16 protein-coding genes and 1 tRNA gene are annotated in these 16,743 nt (G+C 68.8%); 5 read left to right on the top strand and 12 right to left on the bottom strand.

The features are described 5' to 3' along the window. Positions 1-269: 269 nt before the first annotated feature. The 3 genes from VHB92_RS13700 to VHB92_RS13690 all read right to left on the bottom strand — a co-directional run bounded on the left by VHB92_RS13700 (position 270) and on the right by VHB92_RS13690 (position 1,923). Positions 270-345: transfer RNA gene (locus VHB92_RS13700), tRNA-Arg, on the bottom strand. A gap of 315 nt (positions 346-660) precedes the next feature. Then, entirely contained in the window at positions 661-1,161 is a 501-nt protein-coding gene (locus VHB92_RS13695) for an HIT family protein (RefSeq protein WP_325454324.1), read from the bottom strand. Positions 1,162-1,164: 3 nt separating this feature from the next. After that, complete coding sequence (locus VHB92_RS13690; RefSeq protein WP_325454323.1) at positions 1,165-1,923, bottom strand: dienelactone hydrolase family protein; 759 nt, start codon at positions 1,921-1,923, stop codon at positions 1,165-1,167. An 827-nt stretch (positions 1,924-2,750) separates the two neighbouring features. Here VHB92_RS13690 and VHB92_RS13685 point away from each other — a divergent pair. Both VHB92_RS13685 and VHB92_RS13680 read left to right on the top strand, forming a co-directional pair. After that, positions 2,751-3,044, top strand: coding sequence for a GNAT family N-acetyltransferase (locus tag VHB92_RS13685; protein WP_325454322.1), 294 nt, complete (start codon positions 2,751-2,753; stop codon positions 3,042-3,044). 360 nt (positions 3,045-3,404) lie between these two features. Further along, positions 3,405-3,776 carry a VOC family protein gene (locus VHB92_RS13680; protein WP_325454321.1) on the top strand — a complete coding sequence of 124 codons (372 nt, stop codon included), beginning with the start codon at positions 3,405-3,407 and terminating at the stop codon, positions 3,774-3,776. Here the strand turns inward: VHB92_RS13680 and VHB92_RS13675 are convergent. Further along, positions 3,751-4,467: a hypothetical protein gene (locus VHB92_RS13675; RefSeq protein WP_325454320.1), complete on the bottom strand. Its 717-nt coding sequence runs from the start codon at positions 4,465-4,467 to the stop codon at positions 3,751-3,753. The two genes, VHB92_RS13680 and VHB92_RS13675, sit on opposite strands and share 26 nt — an antisense overlap. Positions 4,468-4,763: 296 nt before the next feature. Here VHB92_RS13675 and VHB92_RS13670 point away from each other — a divergent pair, with 296 nt between their 5' ends. Then, complete coding sequence (locus VHB92_RS13670; RefSeq protein ID WP_325454319.1) at positions 4,764-5,948, top strand: acetyl-CoA C-acyltransferase; 1,185 nt, start codon at positions 4,764-4,766, stop codon at positions 5,946-5,948. A 463-nt stretch (positions 5,949-6,411) separates the two neighbouring features. Here the strand turns inward: VHB92_RS13670 and VHB92_RS13665 are convergent, their stop codons facing one another. After that, positions 6,412-7,425 (bottom strand): serine hydrolase domain-containing protein, encoded by a 1,014-nt coding sequence (locus VHB92_RS13665; RefSeq protein WP_325454318.1) that lies wholly within the window; start codon positions 7,423-7,425, stop codon positions 6,412-6,414. A 335-nt stretch (positions 7,426-7,760) separates the two neighbouring features. Continuing rightward, positions 7,761-9,149, bottom strand: coding sequence for an FAD-dependent oxidoreductase (locus VHB92_RS13660; RefSeq protein WP_325454317.1), 1,389 nt, complete (start codon positions 9,147-9,149; stop codon positions 7,761-7,763). Positions 9,150-9,576: 427 nt separating this feature from the next. Between VHB92_RS13660 and VHB92_RS13655 the strand changes: the two genes are divergently transcribed. Continuing rightward, positions 9,577-10,101 (top strand): methylated-DNA--[protein]-cysteine S-methyltransferase, encoded by a 525-nt coding sequence (locus VHB92_RS13655; protein ID WP_325454316.1) that lies wholly within the window; start codon positions 9,577-9,579, stop codon positions 10,099-10,101. Between the two features lie 151 nt (positions 10,102-10,252). Here VHB92_RS13655 and VHB92_RS13650 read toward each other — a convergent pair whose 3' ends face one another. Next, positions 10,253-11,665, bottom strand: a complete 1,413-nt coding sequence (locus tag VHB92_RS13650) for an LCP family protein (RefSeq protein ID WP_325454315.1) — start codon at positions 11,663-11,665, stop codon at positions 10,253-10,255. Positions 11,666-11,912: 247 nt separating this feature from the next. Between VHB92_RS13650 and VHB92_RS13645 the strand changes: the two genes are divergently transcribed. Continuing rightward, positions 11,913-12,248: a nuclear transport factor 2 family protein gene (locus tag VHB92_RS13645; protein ID WP_325454314.1), complete on the top strand. Its 336-nt coding sequence runs from the start codon at positions 11,913-11,915 to the stop codon at positions 12,246-12,248. A gap of 29 nt (positions 12,249-12,277) precedes the next feature. Here the strand turns inward: VHB92_RS13645 and VHB92_RS13640 are convergent, their stop codons facing one another. The 5 genes from VHB92_RS13640 to VHB92_RS13620 form a co-directional block, all read right to left on the bottom strand. Next, entirely contained in the window at positions 12,278-12,736 is a 459-nt protein-coding gene (locus VHB92_RS13640) for a hypothetical protein (RefSeq protein ID WP_325454313.1), read from the bottom strand. Positions 12,737-12,816: 80 nt separating this feature from the next. Further along, the gene (locus tag VHB92_RS13635; RefSeq protein ID WP_325454312.1) at positions 12,817-13,191 is read right to left on the bottom strand and encodes a hypothetical protein; all 375 of its coding nucleotides are present in this window, start codon (positions 13,189-13,191) and stop codon (positions 12,817-12,819) included. A 75-nt stretch (positions 13,192-13,266) separates the two neighbouring features. Continuing rightward, positions 13,267-13,560, bottom strand: coding sequence for a hypothetical protein (locus VHB92_RS13630; protein ID WP_325454311.1), 294 nt, complete (start codon positions 13,558-13,560; stop codon positions 13,267-13,269). A 179-nt stretch (positions 13,561-13,739) separates the two neighbouring features. Next, on the bottom strand, positions 13,740-14,003 hold the full coding sequence (locus tag VHB92_RS13625; RefSeq protein ID WP_325454310.1) for a hypothetical protein: 264 nt from the start codon (positions 14,001-14,003) through the stop codon (positions 13,740-13,742). A gap of 130 nt (positions 14,004-14,133) precedes the next feature. Further along, positions 14,134-16,710, bottom strand: a complete 2,577-nt coding sequence (locus VHB92_RS13620; RefSeq protein WP_325454309.1) for a DUF7507 domain-containing protein — start codon at positions 16,708-16,710, stop codon at positions 14,134-14,136. Positions 16,711-16,743: the final 33 nt, after the last annotated feature.

Genomic DNA, 16,743 nt, shown 5'->3' with positions numbered 1-16,743 from the left:
CGCGCGTCTTGGCATGTACGTAAACCTGCCGCCTCCGCCCGTCGGATGTGTAGCCGTTGTCGACGACCCCGCGCCACAATCCGCGGCTCTTTAGCTCGTAGAGGCCGCCTTGGCCGTGGTCGCGTCGCTTCGGCACGAGATCAGGCTAAACCTAAGCTCGCGGTAGGTGCACACATTGGTGCACACATGGGCGTGTTATCCCGTGTCGCGCCGTGTCATCCGCGAAGACGAAAAGACCCCGAAATTCCGGGGCTTTTCGCTGTTTTCGTTGGTGCGCCATGAGGGATTCGAACCCCCAACCTTCTGATCCGTAGTCAGATGCTCTATCCGTTGAGCTAATGGCGCGTAGGGCGCTGACCGGCGATGCTGCCCGATCAACCTGACGACTATATCAGTTGCGGTGGAGGTGCCTGAAATCGTCGACGGGCGGCCCCGGTGGCGGCGGCGAGGCGCGATCTGACGGCGACGTCGGACGGAACGGCACAGTCGCGGGCGGTTTCGACAGGCTCAACCGGCGGTGGCGGGCTGGGCGGATTCGACAGGCTCAACCGACGGTGGCGGATGTGGCGGTTCCGACAGGGCCAGCCGGTGGGAGCGCGCAAGGGCGGTTTCGACAAGCTCAACCGACGGTGAGGGGGGGTAGAGGCGGTTTCGACAAGGTCAGCCGGCGGAGGCGGTGGCGGGGGCCGCGAGGGCGGCGCGGATGCGCGCGGCGACGGCATCCGCTTCCTCGGGCGTCGCGTACGCGTGGCGGGGTCCCAGCCAGAAGCGCAGGCCGTCGCCCTTGGATCGGGGGATGACGTGCAGGTGCAGGTGCGGCACCGACTGGGACACGACGTTGTTGACGATGAGGAGAGAGCCGTCGGCATCCATCGCGCTTTCGACCGCGCGCACGAGCGCCTGCGACGTGCGCAGCCACGGGCCGGCGAGATCCTCGGGCAGTTCGTCGTACGTCTGCACGTGGCGGGTTGGCACCATCAGCACGTGGCCGAGGAACACCGGATGCGCATCGAGGAACGCCACGAAATCGTCGTCGCGATACACCTCGCGAGCGGATGCCTCACCCGTCACGATCGCGCAGAAGGCGCACTTCTCCGTGGACCCGCGCTGGCTGAATGCGGCGCGCGATTCCGCTTTCGGCCGAGACGTCGTGCCGGGCATGGCTCAGGCGAAGATCTCGTCGAAGAAGTCGAGCTGCGCCTGCCAGCTGCGGGCATCCGCAAGCGGGCGGAAGTTCTCGCCCGGCACCGTGAACGCGTGCGGAGCGCCGCTGTACGTCACGACCTGCCAGTCGACGTGCGGCACGGTGCGCAGCTCGTCCTGGAACGCGTGAACGGCTTCGTCGGGCACCACCGGGTCGGCGCCGCCCGTGAGCACGAGCAGCTTCGCGCGGATGGCATCCGCATCGCTCGGGTCGTGCGCGATGAGCCGGCCGTGGAAGGAGACGACGCCGCGGATGTCCGCTCCCGTGCGCGCGAACTCGAGCGCGGCGGATCCGCCGAAGCAGTAGCCGATCACCGCGATCCGCGTCTCATCCACCTGCGGCAGCTCGACGAGCGTCTCGTACGCCGCGCGCACCCTGGCCCGCAGCAGCGGAAGGTCTCGGTAGTAGGTGCCCGCCAGAGCCGACGCCTCCTCGTTGGTGGGGCGGACATTTGCTCCATAGATGTCGGCCACGAAAGCGACGTAGCCGAGGCGTGCGAGCATCTGCGCCCGCAGCTCGGCGTTGGGTCCGACGCCCAGCCAGTCGGGAACGATCAGGATGCCCGGGCGCGGCTCCGGCGCAGCGGCATCGTGCGCGACATACCCCTGGAGCTCGGTTCCGTCGTGCCCGTACGTGATGGCGGATGCCTCCAGCTGCGCCCCCTCGCTCACCGGGATCCGTGCGAGAAGCTCCTCGTGCGTGGCGGGCAGATCGGTCATCGCGGCATCCTCCAGGTGGTCGGGGTCGGGCTGCGCCGGCCTCCGTGCCGGCGGCACTCACGTTACGCCGCGTGCACAACGCTCACGCCGCCCCTGCTGGCGACCGGTCCGCTTGGTGACCGGTCGCCGGCTCGTTGGCGACCAGTCCCCTGTCGGGACCACCCCCTGTGCTGGCGACCGGTCCGCTTGCTGACGACGGGTCCGCTTATTCACGCCGAGAAGCGGACCGATGGACAGCAACCGGACCCGTGAATGCTGTCGGTCGGCCGACCGGGCGACAACCGGACCGACCGGCGACGACGACCCAGCTCGAACGACTGCCGCCCACCCTGCTGACGACCACTTCCCCCTCGGCGACGACGGGTCCGCTTGCTGACCACCGGTCCACTAGTTGACGCCGAGAAGCGGACCGATGGACAACAACCGGACCGATCGATGGTGACGGCCCGGCCGACCGGGCAACAACCGGGTCCGTGGACGGTCACGGCTCGCCCGACAGGCAACAACCGCACCGACCGGCGACGACGACCCAACTCGAACGACTGGCCTCCCCTGCTGACGACCAGTTCCCCCTCCGCGACGACGGGTCCGCTCGCTGACCACCGGTCCACTAGTTGACGCGGAGATGCGGACCGGTGGACAAGAACCGGACCCGTGGATGCTGACGGCCCACCCGAAAAGGCAACAACCGGACCCACCGGTGGTGACGACACGGTGCGACCGGACGACAACCGGGCCGGCTGGCGACCACGAGAGTGCTGCCGGACGTTGGGCGGGGCGAGCGGCGGACCGCCACCGGGGCGGGGCATCCGACCTACGCTGAATGCATGGCCGAGGAATACGCCCACGAACCGGATGCCCACCGTTACGTGCTGCGCGTCGATGGTCAGCTGGCGAGCGTCGTCGACTACACGGTGCTGGGCGACGCGCTGTCGATGACGCGCACTTTCACGAATCCGAATCTGCGTGGGCGCGGGCTGGCGGGCAAGGTCGTGCAGTTCGCGGTGGATGACGTCGAGCAGAACACGAACTATCACATCGTTCCGATGTGCTGGTACGTGGCGCAGTGGTTCGATGAGCATCCGGAGCGGGCCAACCTGCTGGCGGCCCGCACGGCGTGAAGGCGCCGCGCACAGCGTTGAACGCAACGCGCACCGCGGTGACAGCGGCTCGCGCGACGTGACGGCTGCGAGCAACAGTGACGCCGCCTCACGCGACGTGACGATTGCGAGCACTCGGTGACGCCGCCTGGCGCGACGCGACGACTGCGAGCACTCGGTGACGCCGCCTGACGCGACGCGACGCCGCGGCGCATGGCGTAACGGGGGCCCGTAGTCGTTAGCCGTTAGCCGTTAGCCGTTAGCCGTTAGCCCACCGGGCGCACCACTGCGTTGCGTCGTCGCCCAGCTCCCGTGGAGGGGCAGCACTCACGAAGACGCTGGACCCGCCACACCGTCGGTGGGTGGGCGTAGCGTCGCGACATGGCGATCACCCGAGTGCAGCTCTTCTCCGTTCCCGTCTCGGATCCCGAGTGGGCCAAGGCCTTCTACGTGGATACCCTCGGCTTCACTCTCGTCTCCGACGCGATGATGGGCGAAGATCAGCGCTGGATCCAGGTGGTGCCGCCGGGTGCGCAGACCTCGATCACGCTCGTCACCTGGTTCAAGACCATGCCGTCGGGATCCCTGCGCGGTCTCGTGCTGGAGACGGATGACCTAGAGGGCGACATCCATCGGCTTCGTGAAGCCGGAGTGGCGTTCGACTCTGGGGTCGAGCGCGCTCCGTGGGGTCAGTATGCGCAGTTCAGCAATCCGGACGGGAACGGCCTCATCCTGCAGCAGACCGCGTTCTGACCGATGTCGTCTGCTGCTTGGGGCGTCCTGCGCCGACTGCTCGCATACGGAAGACCCACCATGCCACGACGCCGAGCAGCAGTCCGAGCAGCATCGCCACCCCGTGCGCGTCATCGGTGGCGACCAGCACGATCGCCGCCGCGACCGCGACACCACCGAAGATGTGTACGACGACCGTGGATCTCGGCGACGGATGCGCGGCATCCCTCGACCCAACGAGCAAGGCGAGCGCGAAGACGCTGAACATGAGGCCGTCGTTGGCGAACGAGCTCCCCCCGCCTGCCGCGTGCCACACGAAGACGGCGAGCACGTTGACGACGATCGAGGGCAGAAGATAGAGCGCGATAGCGAGCCAGCGACCCCAGATCCAGCCGGCGAGAGTGAGCGCGACAGCGACCACCACGAGGTTGAATGCGGCTGCGACGAGGCCGCCGTCCTGGGCACCGAGCGCAGTGAGGATGCGCCACCACTGGCCGCGCAGAGTGGCCTGCGGGTCGCGCGCGAGCGCATCCGTGATCTGAGGGACCCACGCCTGAAGCAACGACGGCGCGCCGATCAGCACGACGAACACGACCGCCGGCCACGGGAACGGGCGCACGGACGGCAGCATGCGCAGCGCCGCGTTGATGAACAGCACGATGACCACCAGGTGACCGACGATGCTCGCGATGCTCTCGCCGGAAGTGTCCACGGGTTCGAGGATGCCACGCTGCGGCGGTCGGGCGCGGGTGCGGGGCGAGGGTCCGAGGGGTTCGGGCGGCGGTTACAGCGATGGGCCGGCTCAAGCGGCGGTATGGTTCGGTCGGTTTCGACAAGCTCAACCGGCGATACGAGGAGGTGCGGCTTCGACAGGCTCAACCGACGGTGCAGGCTCAACCTCCGGCAGGGAGGGCGACTATCCTCGAACCGAAGGCCGGGCGCGGCGCAGGGCCATGAGTCGGGTGACGCTGCCGGGTACCGAGCATCCGTCTCCCACAAGGACATTCAATGACGAATACGACGAATCGCGCCGCGCTCATCGCGTCCTACGCGCGCACCCCTTTCCTGCGGTTCAACGGCGGGTTCGCCTCCGTTCCGGCCGTCGAGCTCGGCGCTCACGCGCTGCGTGCCGCGCTGTCGAATGCGGGCATCCAGCCGGAGCAGGTGGACATCGTGCAAGGCGCACAGGTGATCCAGGCCGCCGCGGGACAGAACCCGGCGCGGCAGTCGGCCGTGCAGGCAGGCATCCCGATGACGGTGCCGGCGATCACGCTGAACGCCGTCTGCCTCTCCGGCACGCTCGCCATCGGAACGGCTGCGAAGCTCATCGAGCAGGGCGAGGCTGACATCGTCGCGGTCGTCGGGCAGGAGTCGATGTCTCTGGCGCCGCACGCGTGGTCCGGTTCGCGCATGGGGCAGAAGTACGGAGCGATCGAGTTCGTCGACACGCTGGAGTACGACGGGCTGACGGATGCGTTCCAGCACGTCTCGATGGGCGCCTCGACCGAGGCGTACAACGAGAAGCTCGGCATCACGCGTGAGGAGCAGGACGGCTACGCCGCGTCATCCCACCAGCGGCTCTCCGCATCGGCCGACTTCGTCGCCGGTGAGATCGAGCCGTACGAGGTGCCGTCGCGCAAGGGTTCCACCATGTACTCGGCCGACGACGGGCTCCGTGCCGACACCACGGCCGAGAGCCTCTCCCGGCTGCGGCCGGCGTTCGCGGACAACGGCACGATCACGGCGGGCAACTCCTCGCAGATCACCGATGGAGCCGCCGCGCTCATCATCGTGGGCGACGACGTCGAACTCTCCGTGCGGCCTCTGGCCCGGATCGTCTCGCAGTCGTTCGTCGCCGGTCCCGACACGTCGCTGCATGCCCAGCCGTCCAACGCGATCGCGGCCGCGCTGCAGAAGGCGGGCGTGGAGGCATCCGCGTTGTCTGCCGTCGAGATCAATGAGGCGTTCGCCGCGGTGTCGGTGTATGCAACACGGCAGCTCGGCATCGACCCCGCCGTCGTCAACGCGAACGGTGGGGCGATCGCGCTCGGGCATCCGCTCGGCGCATCGGGAGCGCGGATCGTCGGGCACCTCGCCCGCCGCCTGCAGCTCTCCGGTGCGGGCAGCTACGGTGCCGCCGGTCTGTGCGGCGGCGGCGGACAGGGCGCCGCGATCGTGCTCGAAGCCCTCTGACTTGCTAGGAGCTACGCCGGCGGCCGAGCGGTTGGTGACCCAGCGGCCGGGCGGTTGGCCGCCGAGTGGCCAGGCGGCTGGCGGCCGGACGGTTGGTGGTTGGCGGCCAGGCGGTTGGCGGTTAGCGGCCCAGCGGCTGGCGGCCGGACGGTTGGTGATTGGCGGCCAGGCGGTTGGCGGTTAGCGGCCAGGCGGTTGGCGGTTAGCGGCCCAGCGGCTGGCGGCCGGACGGCCAGCGGTCTGACGGCGAGCGGTCACCGACCGGGCGGAATCCTGCCCGGGACGAAAACAGCAGGAAGCACCGAGAACAGCAGAGAATCTGCGGATCTCAGCGCGAGAGCGCGATCTCTGCTGTTTTCGGCGCAGCCGACCGCGGGTGGCCGAAGGGGGAGTGGCCGCTCCAGCTAGGCACGGCCGGGTGTCCGCTGCGGCGCAACCGGAGGCCCGGCCGAGCGCGACCGCCTCAGACGTACAGTGCGTCGCCCACCAGACGGCGCAACTCGATGACGCCGCTGTCGGACCAACGGCTGGGGTGAACGCGATTCGTGAGCAGTGTCCACGCGCGACCGGCATCGAAATCGATCCACAGGCCGGTTCCGGTGAAGCCGGTGTGACCGATCGTCCCTGGACTGCAGACCGCTCCGCCCGACCAGCCGTCGTACGGATGCTCCCATCCGTACGTGCGGGTCGGCCCCACGGGGGTGCGCATCAGCTCGAGCGCCTCGGGTCGGGCGCCTGATCCGTCCAGCAAGCCGCGAGCGTAACCCAGCACGGATGCCGCGGTGCCGAACAGCCCCGCGTGCCCGGCGCCCTGCAGCGCGGCCGCGTTCTCGTCGTGCACGGTGCCCACAAGCATCCGTCTGCGCCATGGGCAGTACTCGGTGGCGGCGGCCTGCGCCGGATCCGCCGACCACGCGAAGCCCTCGCCGGGGTCGAGGTCGCGGATGTGCGCGCCCGCGAGCCGCTCCAGCACGAAGCCGAGCAGCATGTAGTTGAGGTCCGAATACACCGGATCGCCGTGCGGCCAGTCCCGCTGGATCACGAACGCCCGCAGCTGGTCGGGATCAGTGCCGTACGTGTAGATCGGCCACGTAGCGGGCAGGCCGCTCGCGTGCGTGAGGCAGTCGCGCAGCGTGATGCGGCGCTGCCAGGCATCCAGATCGAACTGCCGCAGCTCCGACAGCACCTGCGTCACGGGGGCGTCGAGATCGAGGATGCCCATCGCGGCCGCGTCGAGAATGCGCGGCGTCGTGAAGATCACCTTGGTGAGTGAGGCGAGGTCGAACCAGGTGTCCTCGGTCATGGGCCGCTCGATCGGAACCCGCTGGGCGGCACCTACGGCGCGGACCGTGGTGGCCGACCCCGTCGTGCTCGCGTCGGATGCCTCGCGCAACTCGAGAACGCCGAGCACCGCGCCCGGGATGCGGCCGGCATCCACCCACGAAGTCACGATGTCGAAGGCGGCCTCGAATCCCATACCGCCAGCGTAAGACCCTGGGGCATCGGCCCTCCGCCCGGGGTGGTGGATCAGACCTGCGCCGGGTTGGATGCGCACGAAACAGGCAGTTCTACCGAGAACAGGCCAGATTTGCCTGTTCACACGAGGAGAGCGCGATCCCGCCTGTTTTCGGGAGGGGCGAGGTGGTGACGCGGCGAGGGGTGGCGCCACACGAAAACAGGCAGATCTGCCGAGAACAGGCCAGACCTGCCTGTTCACACGAGGAGAGCGCGATCCCGCCTGTTTTCGGGAGAGGCGAGGTGGTGACGCGGCGAGGGGTGCGGCCGCAGGGGCACGCGGGGCGGGGGCGGCGGCTACTTATGCCCGGACAGCCAGTCGGCCACGCGGGCGATGACCGAGGTGCGGGTCGAGCCGCGATCCTCCGCGCGATCGGCCATGCCGTACGCCTTGTACAGGCCGTTCACTGCGAGGTATCGCAACGGCTCGATCTCCCAGTTGCGCACTCGATGCCCCACCCACGGCAGCGCGGTCAGCGACGTCTCGCGTTCCAGCACGAGGTCGGTGAGCGTGCGCCCCGCGAGGTTGGTGGCCGTCACTCCGGTGCCGACGTATCCGCCCGCCCACGCGAGCCCGGATGCCCGGTTCAACCCGACCGTCGCCGACCAGTCCCTCGGCACGCCCAGCACGCCCGACCACGCGCGTTCCACCGCGACCTCGGCGAGAACCGGGAAGAACCGCACGAGCAGCTCGCGCAGTGACCGCACGGTCACGTCGGGTGTCGTGCCGTCGGAGTCGAACCGGGATGCGAAGTGGTACGGCACTCCCCTGCCGCCGAATGCGATGCGGTCATCCGCCGTGCGCTGCGCGTACATGTAGACATGGGCGAGATCGCCAAGCGTCTCGCGGCCGGCCCAGCCGATGGCATCCCACTGCGCATGGGTCAGCGGCTGGGTCACGATGAGCGACGAGTTCAGCGGAACCCACGCCCGATGCGCCCCCGGCATGCGTGCCGTGAAACCCTCGGTGGCGCGCACGACGACGTCGGCGTCGACGGCACCGCGCGCGGTCACGGCCCTGGCCGGCCTCCCGGCACTCCGCGGCTCGATCGCGGAGACCTTGGTGCCCTCGTACAGCTCGACACCGAGCGCCTCGACCACGCGCGCGAGCCCCCGCACGAGCTTCGCCGGCTGGATGCGCGCGCAGTGCGGCTGCCACAGCCCGCCCAGGGTGTGCGACACGGCGATGCGAGCGGATGCCTGCGCCGCGTCGAGCAGTTCGGCGTCGACATCCTGCCACCCGGCCTCGCCCTCCGCCCATTCGTGCAGCCGGGCGAGCTGCGCCGGGTTGCGCGCGACGTTGAGCTCGCCGCCGAGCACGAGGTCGGCCTCGATGCCCTCCGCCTGCGCCACCCGCGCCACCTCGTGCACGGTGGCCGTCATCGCGGACTGCATCGCCTGAGCGCCCTCACGTCCGTGCGTCGCCACATACTGCTCGCGGCCGCCGGTGACCGAGTTGGTGAGCCATCCGCCGTTGCGTCCGGATGCCCCGTAGCCCGCGAACCGCTGCTCGAGCACCACCACGCGCAGGTCCGGCTGCGTCTTCTTCAGGTAGTACGCGGTCCACAGGCCGGTGAAGCCGGCGCCTACGATGCAGACATCCGCACGCAGGTTCCCGGCGAGCCCGGGCTTCGGCTGAGGCGCGGGCAGCTGCGAATACCAGAACGAGACGGATGCCTGCGACACCTCGCGACTCTACCCACGGCTCCCCCACGCGCGGCATGCCCCAGTCGATTCCGCACGAGCTGCCGCACGCGCCGGTGCCGCAGGACATACCGTTCGTGCCGGCCACGGCAGTGGGAACGCAGGGTCAGGTACGGCGTCCGCGCTGGGCGGCCATCCGCCCGAGACACGCCATCTGCGCTGAGACATGCCGTCTGCGCTGAGACCGACCGCCACGAGTGGGGTTTTAGCGGAATCGGTATATCTCAGTGGGAACAACCGACGAGAAGCCCTGGCGATCCGGGCGACGAGTGTGCCCCACGACGACGGTCCGGCCGCCGTACCGACCGCCCGACGCCCGCAAACCAGATGCGCGCGAACCGAACGCCGCACCTCACGCCGGCGGCACGGCGAGCGTCTGCATAGTGTGGAGGAACGCAAGGAGTCGAGCATGAGCATCAGGCACGCGGTCGTTTCCGCTCCGCAGATCCCGGAGCGCATCGGCCAGGTCACCGTGGTGGCCGACGGAGACGACGTCATCGGCGTCTACTACCGGGGTCACTGGACGCGCCCGGACAGGTCGACGTTCGGCCCCGAGGTGTCGCCGACCGATCCGGTCATCGCCGAGGCTGCCACTCAACTCGGCGACTACCTCGAGGGACGTCGCACCTCGCTGGACTTCGCCACGCGGGCGGAGGGCAGCAAGTTCGAACAGCGGGTGTGGGCGATCCTCCGCGCGATCCCGTGCGGCGAGACGATCACGTACGGCCGCATCGCCGAGCAGCTGGGCGATCGGTCCCTGGCCCGCATGGTCGGACGTGCCGTCGGCCAGAACCCGCTGTCGATCGCGGTTCCGTGCCACCGCGTCGTGGGCTCGGATGGCAGCCTCACCGGCTATGCAGGAGGGCTCGAGCGCAAGCGCTTCCTGCTTGAGCTCGAGGGCGCGCTGAAGGATGCCGCGCCCACGCTGTTCTGATCCGCGAGCGATGACGCTCACCCGACGAGCGAGCACGCTCACCTGACGCGACCGTCACGCGTCGCGGCACCCACCCGCAGAGGCACTCACCCGACCCCACCCCTCAAGCGCCGTCACGCGGCGGCCGGTGCACGGCACGAGGCGCACCTCGTCAGTTGTTGCCCTTCGAACACGTCTGGGTCGCCGCGGTCTGTCCCTTGACGTTATCCGGGAGCTCGACCGGCGTGCTGGATGCCGTGGACCCGCCCGAGCCGGAGCCCGCGCCCCCGCTGCTGCCGGAGTCGCCACCACTGTCGCCCGAACCGCTCCCGGCAGAACCGCTCCCGGCAGACGCACTCGAGTCGCCAGCGCTGCCGCCCGAGGCATCCGACGGGCTCGGCGCATCCGAGGGCGCGACGGACCCCACGCCGGTACCGCCCGTCAGCACGATGGGCTGGTCGTTCTTGAGCGCGCCCATGAGCGCATCCGCCGACTCCCGATCGGCGACCACCTTGCCGGGGTAGTCCGAGTCGTTGCCGACCGGGTACTGCACGAAGGAGATGTTCTCGTACTTGAGGTCCTTCGCAGCCATGGCGATCTGGTACAGCGTCGTGACGTTGCTCAGCGAGTCGGACCACTGGATGTGCTGCTGCGCCGCCTTCACGAGGCCCCACACCTTCACCGGATTGGTCAGCGTCGCCTTCGTCATCACAGTGCGCACGAGCGACGACAGAAACACCTGCGTGTTGCTGATGCGGCCGAGGTCGGAGCCGTCGCCCACGCCGTACCGGGTGCGCAGGAACTCCGCAGCCTGCATGCCCTGCAGCACGGACGTGCCATCCGGCAGGTCGAGACTGGTGTGCTCGTCGTGGATGCCGCCCCCGGTGATGCACACCGGCACCCCGCCCACCGCGTTCGACATCGCGACCACGCCTTCGAAGTCCACGACGCCGGCGAACGGGATGTCGAGACCGGTCAGCTGCTCGATCGTGAGCACGGTGCACGCGACGCCGCCGTCGGAGAGCGTGGTGTTGAGCGGCTGAGACGACATGGCGCTGTTCCATCCGCCGTCCCCGTCCGGACACTTCGGGATGGCGAGCATCAGGTCGCGGGGAAAGCTGACGACCGTCGCGTGCGTGTGGTCCTTCGAGAGGTGCACCAGCATCGTGACGTCGTTGAGGCCGACGCCCGAGCTGTCGTCGGTCGTGCCCCAGGCGTCGCCCTGGCCGGAACGCGTGTCCGTCGCGGCGAGCAGGATGTTCACGCCGCCCTCGAGCGCGCCGATGTCGGGAACGGGACCCAGCTTCTCCTCGCCCACGAGGTGCACGGTGGGCTTCACGTCAGAGACGAGATTGGCAGCTGCCACCCCACCGATGCCGAGCACGCTGACGACCGCGACGACCGCGGCGGAGGCGACCACCTTGCCGAACGTCGCCCACGGGCGCCTGCGAAGCCTGCCGTGTCGGGCGATCGGCCGCAGCGCCTTCGCCCCACGTGCGGCCGCACTCCGCCGGGCGCCGGGCTCGACGGTGCTCGCACCAGAGCCGAAATGCATGGCCGTCGGCGTATCGGTCGGAGCTTCCACGCCAGCCGCGCCCCTCGAACGCCGGGGACCCCCGGCGTCGCGCCGGGTGCTCCTCGATGCTGCCACCGCACCACCTTAGAGGATGCCGGGCCGTCCTCGGCTGAAGGACGGACGAGCGTCGCAGCGCACGCCCAGTTCCCCGCCGCCGTCCGGCTCGGTAGCCTGAAAGCCGACGGTGACGCGGGCCGCACACGGAGCGCCTACTCACCGTCATTCGCCAGGGCATGCTTCCAGACGAGGAGACGTCATGACCGACACGATTCCCGTGGACGTTCCGTCCGTCGTGCGCGCTGCGATCGAGGCATCCACTGCACACGACACGGAGGGCTTCCTGGCCTGCTTCGCCGACACCGGCGCCGTGGATGACTGGGGCCGCGTCTTCACCGGACACGACGCCATCCGCGGATGGAGCGACCGCGAGTTCATCGGCAAGAACGTGACGCTCACCGACCTGCGATTCCGTGTCACGGGCGACAGCACCGAGTTGAAGGCCCAGGTGGGCGGCGACGGCTTCAACGGCCCGAGCACGTTCACGTTCGACGCCGAGGGAGACCGGCTCGCCTGCATGACCATCAGAGCCTGACGGCGCGGCGACTCAGAGCACCGCTCGCCTCACGCGGTCGAGGTGCGATGCGACGGCGCTTCCACGTCGACGAGGCCGCCGAACTCGTAGTGCACCGTCGCGCCCGGCGCGGGCTGTCCTGCGGTGGCGCGGTAGAGCGAGGGGGCGCCGCGGGATGTCGCGTGTGCGGCATCTTGGCCGGCATCCGTGCCGTCGACCGGCGCGCACACCATGTCGGCGTCGAAGTCTTCTGGGTCGAGCTCCATGACCTGTCCGTCGAACTGGCCGCCGTGCAGCACGGCATGGAAGGTGGGCCCGGAATCGAGGATGTCCACCAGCTCGCTGCGGAACTCCTCCACGCTCACAGACCGGTTGGCGCCCACCAGCAGAGCCACCCTCTCGAGCAGGTCGCTGCGTTGCGAGAGGGCAAGCGCCGCGACGGACTCGACGAGCTCGCTGGCATCCAGCGCGGCAAGCAACTGCTCCGGTGTCGGCTCGATGTCGTCCATTTGCTCACGCTATGTCGCTTCCCCGAACACGGGTGGGGACTTCGCGGAGTGTCGTTGCTGGCACGCTCGCGGTCCAGCGGTCAACCGACTCCGTCGAGCACGTCTTTGATGCGCTTCTGCACATCCGGGTCGTTGGGGTCGCCGCTTCCGACGACCTCGGCGTCACTCTCGCTGAGCACCGCCATTCCGCGGAGGCCATGGGACGAGCGGGCCAGCGCCTCCAACCACGTGCGGTTGAGCAGCGGAGGCGTCGCTTCCGTGAAGAGGAACTGCAGCGGGATCTGAGGGCTCAACCAGATGCTCACCCGGCCGCTGCCCTCCTCCGGTGGAACAGGCCAGCTGAGGAGAAAACCCTCCTGCAATCGCAGTTTCGACGTGATCGCGATCTTGAGGTGAGCGAGGGTGCGGTCATCGAATCGGTACTGCGAACGATGGTCGTACACCAAGAAGCCCATGTCCCGATGATCCCACCGCGCATGGCGTTCGTCACGCACGTGCCTCCGCGCAGTGCAACGAAGCCGGCCGCCTACTCAACCGTTTCGGTCCGGACTAGCCGCGAGCCGCCGTATCCTCTCTCGCAACTCGGCCACGACGGAGTCGTCCACGAGATCCGGACCGTACTCGTCGACCGGCTCGCTCACCACCTGGCTCGCCGGACCGATGAGCACCTCGATCTTGTCGGTCTCCCCGCTAACGAGGCGCCCTGGCACGAAGACGGCATCAGCCATGCTCCGCGACGCGAGCACGCGCGCGTAGTCGAGGAGCGCCTCAGCGATGCTATCGCCGGTGTAGAAGACGGATCCCGCATAGACGATTCGACGCATGTACCCAGCCTTGACGATCAGGGCTGCCAGAACGAGGCCTTGACGAACGAGGGACCAGTCGTCACACGGGTGAGAGCGCGGCCGAGATCTGGCGCCGCCCGCCCAACCGAGCCGCAGCGGGAGCCGGAGCCGGAGCCGGAGGCACGGTGCCGTTTCCGCCCTATGGGACTACCCGTTGGCTACCGCTCGGCCCGGCTGCAATCGCTCGACGGCTCTTCGGCCGAGGTCCCTCCCGGGTTGATCGCGGTATAGTCGTCGCCGCCGGACGCGCCATGGCCCAAGGTGTGCGCCTCCCCCGACTCGGCGGCCACTTGCTCATCCGGCTCGATGTGACCTGCGTTGCCGTGCCGGGCGCCACCCGCACGATGGGGACCTGCACCCTGGTGACCCGGGTCGAGCGGGTCCGCGCCGTACGTGTGCTCTGCGCCTTCGTCGTGGTTCATGGCGGCCACGCTAGGCATCCCGGACCGGGGGCGTCAGGGGTTGCGTGCGCAAGTCCAGGCCTTGTTCGGGCGCCGCAGGAGCGGCGGGCGCTCATCCACGCCGCCTCCGCGGGCCTGGCCTACGGAGAAGCTATCCTCGAGCCCGCCGCGTGCGCCTGATGAAAAGGAGAGTGACACCGGCCACTACCGCGACCGCGGCGGGAAGCACCGCCCAATTGGCAGTGGGACCGCCCGTGGCCGCGAGCGCGGTGGGCTTCGTCTTACCACCTGGATCGGACGAAGCGCCGGGGCTCGTCGCTGGCGCGCCGACCGTGACGGTCACGCTCGACGGGTCCGAGTCGATGGTCGTGCCGGATGGTGCAGCTCCGGTGGCCTGTGCAGTGTTCTCGATCTGCCCTGCCGTCACGTCCGACGACACGGTTCGGTAGTCGGCGGTGCAGACCGCCGTCGCGTGGGGTGCGATCGTCGTGACGGGGCAATCGACAGCCGACAGAGTTCCCGCACCCGTGAAGGCGCTCTCTTCGATGGCGAGGCCGTCAACGGTGACATTTCCCGTGTTCGTGACGGCGAAGCTGTACCGGATGGACTGCTCGGTGCCCGTGACACGCGCGTGGTCCGCTGACTTGGTCAGCGTGATGGCGGGGTTCGCGGCGATGGTCACTGTGGCCCCGGCTGGTGCAGACTCCAAGGGCTCGTCAGCGGGTGACTGTGCGGTGACGACGGCAGTGTTGTCCACGCGACCGGCGTCGACGTCGGCCTGGGTCAGCGTGTACCTCGCTGTGCAGGTCGTGATCTCACCGGGGGTCAGGACGGCCGCGGCATCCGGGCACTCGACGGCCGACAGGCTTCCCGTGCCGGTGAAGGCGTTCTCGGCGATCACCGGCTTGGTCAGGGTGACGTCGCCGGTGTTCGTGATGGTGAACCCGTATGTGACTTCGTCGCCAGCCGCGGACGCGGTCGCGGGTGTCACGCTCTTGGCGAGCGAGATGCCGGGGTGCGGATCCCGTGGGATGGTCACCTCCGAGGGTTCGCTTGTGATGTGCTCCCCTGTGGAATCGCCATCTGCCACGGCCGAGTTCGACAGGCTTCCCGCATCGATGTCGTCCTGGGTCAGCGTGTAACCGGCAGAGCAGATCATCTGGGCGCCGACGGCGAGAGCATCACCCGGGCAGGAGACGACCGGAGCCGGCCCGCTGCCGGAGAAAGCCGCTTCCGTTACAGCCACGTTGCTCAGATCGGCGTTTCCGGTGTTGGTGACCGCGTAGCTGTACGTGATCTTCTGACCGACCGTGTACGAGGATGCGTCGCTCGGGGTCGCCGACTTCACAACGCTGATGCCCGGAACGCAGCTGGGCGCGATGGCCGTCTCGTCGCCCGCTTGCGCCTGATAGTACGTCCAATTCTCGATGCTGCGGGTGTCCCCCCACTGGCCCCATCCGTGAGCACCCGTCACGGTCTGCGTCGTGTCGACACCCGCCCTGCCGTCCGCATACGGCAGCGGCTTCTCGGACGAATTGCGGGGAACGAGGTTCGTGTCGTCCCAGTACAGCTTCGGGTTCGCCGAAACGATCCCTGGCGTGTCGCCGGTGATCTTGATGCCGTAGTTGTTCACCGAGCTCGTGCCGAGCGTTTCCACGTCGTCCAGAACCAGGTGCGCCTCGCCCACGCGATCGACGACGACCCTGGCGTGCATCGCCGCGCAGGCATTCAGCGGATTGCCCTGACCGTCGCGCCCGTCGAAAGGAACGGAGACGTGGCCAGGAGGGCTTCCCCATGGGATGGTCCTGTCGACGGCGTCGGTGTAGGTGCCGTTGCCGTTGGTGTCGATCTGCACGGTATAGCCGCCGTTCACGCCGGCGAGATCGAAGGTGAAGCTGCCGGCACGCGTCGTCGGCGTGTTCTGCTGCAGCGTCAGATCGGTGGCGGCCGGGGCCACGACGGCCGGCCGCACCCAGTCGGTGCCGGTCGGCGTCGTGGCCGTTGCGGGAAGGTCCGGGTTCGGGTCTTCGAGGAAGAGCTTGTACGGGTCACCGCACCCATCGCTGTAGGCGTATCGCGGGTCGATGTACACGCCATTGGCTCCGCTGATGCTTCCTTCCACCGAGTGGTAGATGGGTGTGCACGTTCCGGCGTCGACGAGCCCGAAGCCGTTGGACTTGATCCACGAGCCGATGCCGTTGTACCCGCGAAAATCGGCTTTGTAGACGTATCCGTCAGGGGTGGCCAACCATAGCTGGATGTTGGCCGCGGCCGACTGGTACATGCCGTAGCTGTCTACCCAGGTGCGGCCGGGCACCACGCGCCCCTGGTCGTCGACCACATTGAGAACCCAGTCGTACCTCGCCCCCGGGTCGGGACGGTTCGGGTTGTAGTGGATCGTCCAAACGCCCGAGACGGACGGGGTGAGCCCGCTCGATGCGCAGGCCGTGCCCTTCGGCGACGATGCCGCGACGTGGCACGTCTGCTGCACCGTGCCGTCCGGGGCGGTGACGGTGAAGTCGACGGGGGTCGCCTGGCCCGACACCTGCGTGAAGGCGAACTGCGGCAGCTCACCGGCGTTCGCGTAGGCGAAGAACGTCTGCTCGTAAGCCAGATAAGCGCCGTTGTAGCTGGTGGCGGCGTTCGCGGCACTTGCACCCACGAGCGCCATCGCCGCGCCGATCACGGCGACCGCTGCGATTCCGATACGGGTGCGGATTCGGGTCAAGGTATCAGTCCTCATGGGATGGGTTCGCACGAA

The sequence above is a fragment of the Humibacter sp. genome, assembly GCF_035547335.1.
Taxonomy (GTDB): Bacteria; Actinomycetota; Actinomycetes; order Actinomycetales; family Microbacteriaceae; genus Humibacter.
The sequence above is the reverse complement of the archived record's forward strand: the minus strand, read 5'-3'. Positions and strand labels throughout refer to the sequence as shown.

Bases quoted from the DNA above. Each gene is read 5' to 3' on its own strand.
- VHB92_RS13695 (WP_325454324.1), bottom strand. From the start codon at position 1,161: ATGCCCGGCACGACGTCTCGGCCGAAAGCGGAATCGCGCGCCGCATTC.
- VHB92_RS13690 (WP_325454323.1), bottom strand. From the start codon at position 1,923: ATGACCGATCTGCCCGCCACGCACGAGGAGCTTCTCGCACGGATCCCG.
- VHB92_RS13685 (WP_325454322.1), top strand. From the start codon at position 2,751: ATGGCCGAGGAATACGCCCACGAACCGGATGCCCACCGTTACGTGCTG.
- VHB92_RS13680 (WP_325454321.1), top strand. From the start codon at position 3,405: ATGGCGATCACCCGAGTGCAGCTCTTCTCCGTTCCCGTCTCGGATCCC.
- VHB92_RS13670 (WP_325454319.1), top strand. From the start codon at position 4,764: ATGACGAATACGACGAATCGCGCCGCGCTCATCGCGTCCTACGCGCGC.
- VHB92_RS13665 (WP_325454318.1), bottom strand. From the start codon at position 7,425: ATGGGATTCGAGGCCGCCTTCGACATCGTGACTTCGTGGGTGGATGCC.
- VHB92_RS13655 (WP_325454316.1), top strand. From the start codon at position 9,577: ATGAGCATCAGGCACGCGGTCGTTTCCGCTCCGCAGATCCCGGAGCGC.
- VHB92_RS13645 (WP_325454314.1), top strand. From the start codon at position 11,913: ATGACCGACACGATTCCCGTGGACGTTCCGTCCGTCGTGCGCGCTGCG.
- VHB92_RS13640 (WP_325454313.1), bottom strand. From the start codon at position 12,736: ATGGACGACATCGAGCCGACACCGGAGCAGTTGCTTGCCGCGCTGGAT.
- VHB92_RS13635 (WP_325454312.1), bottom strand. From the start codon at position 13,191: ATGGGCTTCTTGGTGTACGACCATCGTTCGCAGTACCGATTCGATGAC.
- VHB92_RS13630 (WP_325454311.1), bottom strand. From the start codon at position 13,560: ATGCGTCGAATCGTCTATGCGGGATCCGTCTTCTACACCGGCGATAGC.
- VHB92_RS13625 (WP_325454310.1), bottom strand. From the start codon at position 14,003: ATGAACCACGACGAAGGCGCAGAGCACACGTACGGCGCGGACCCGCTC.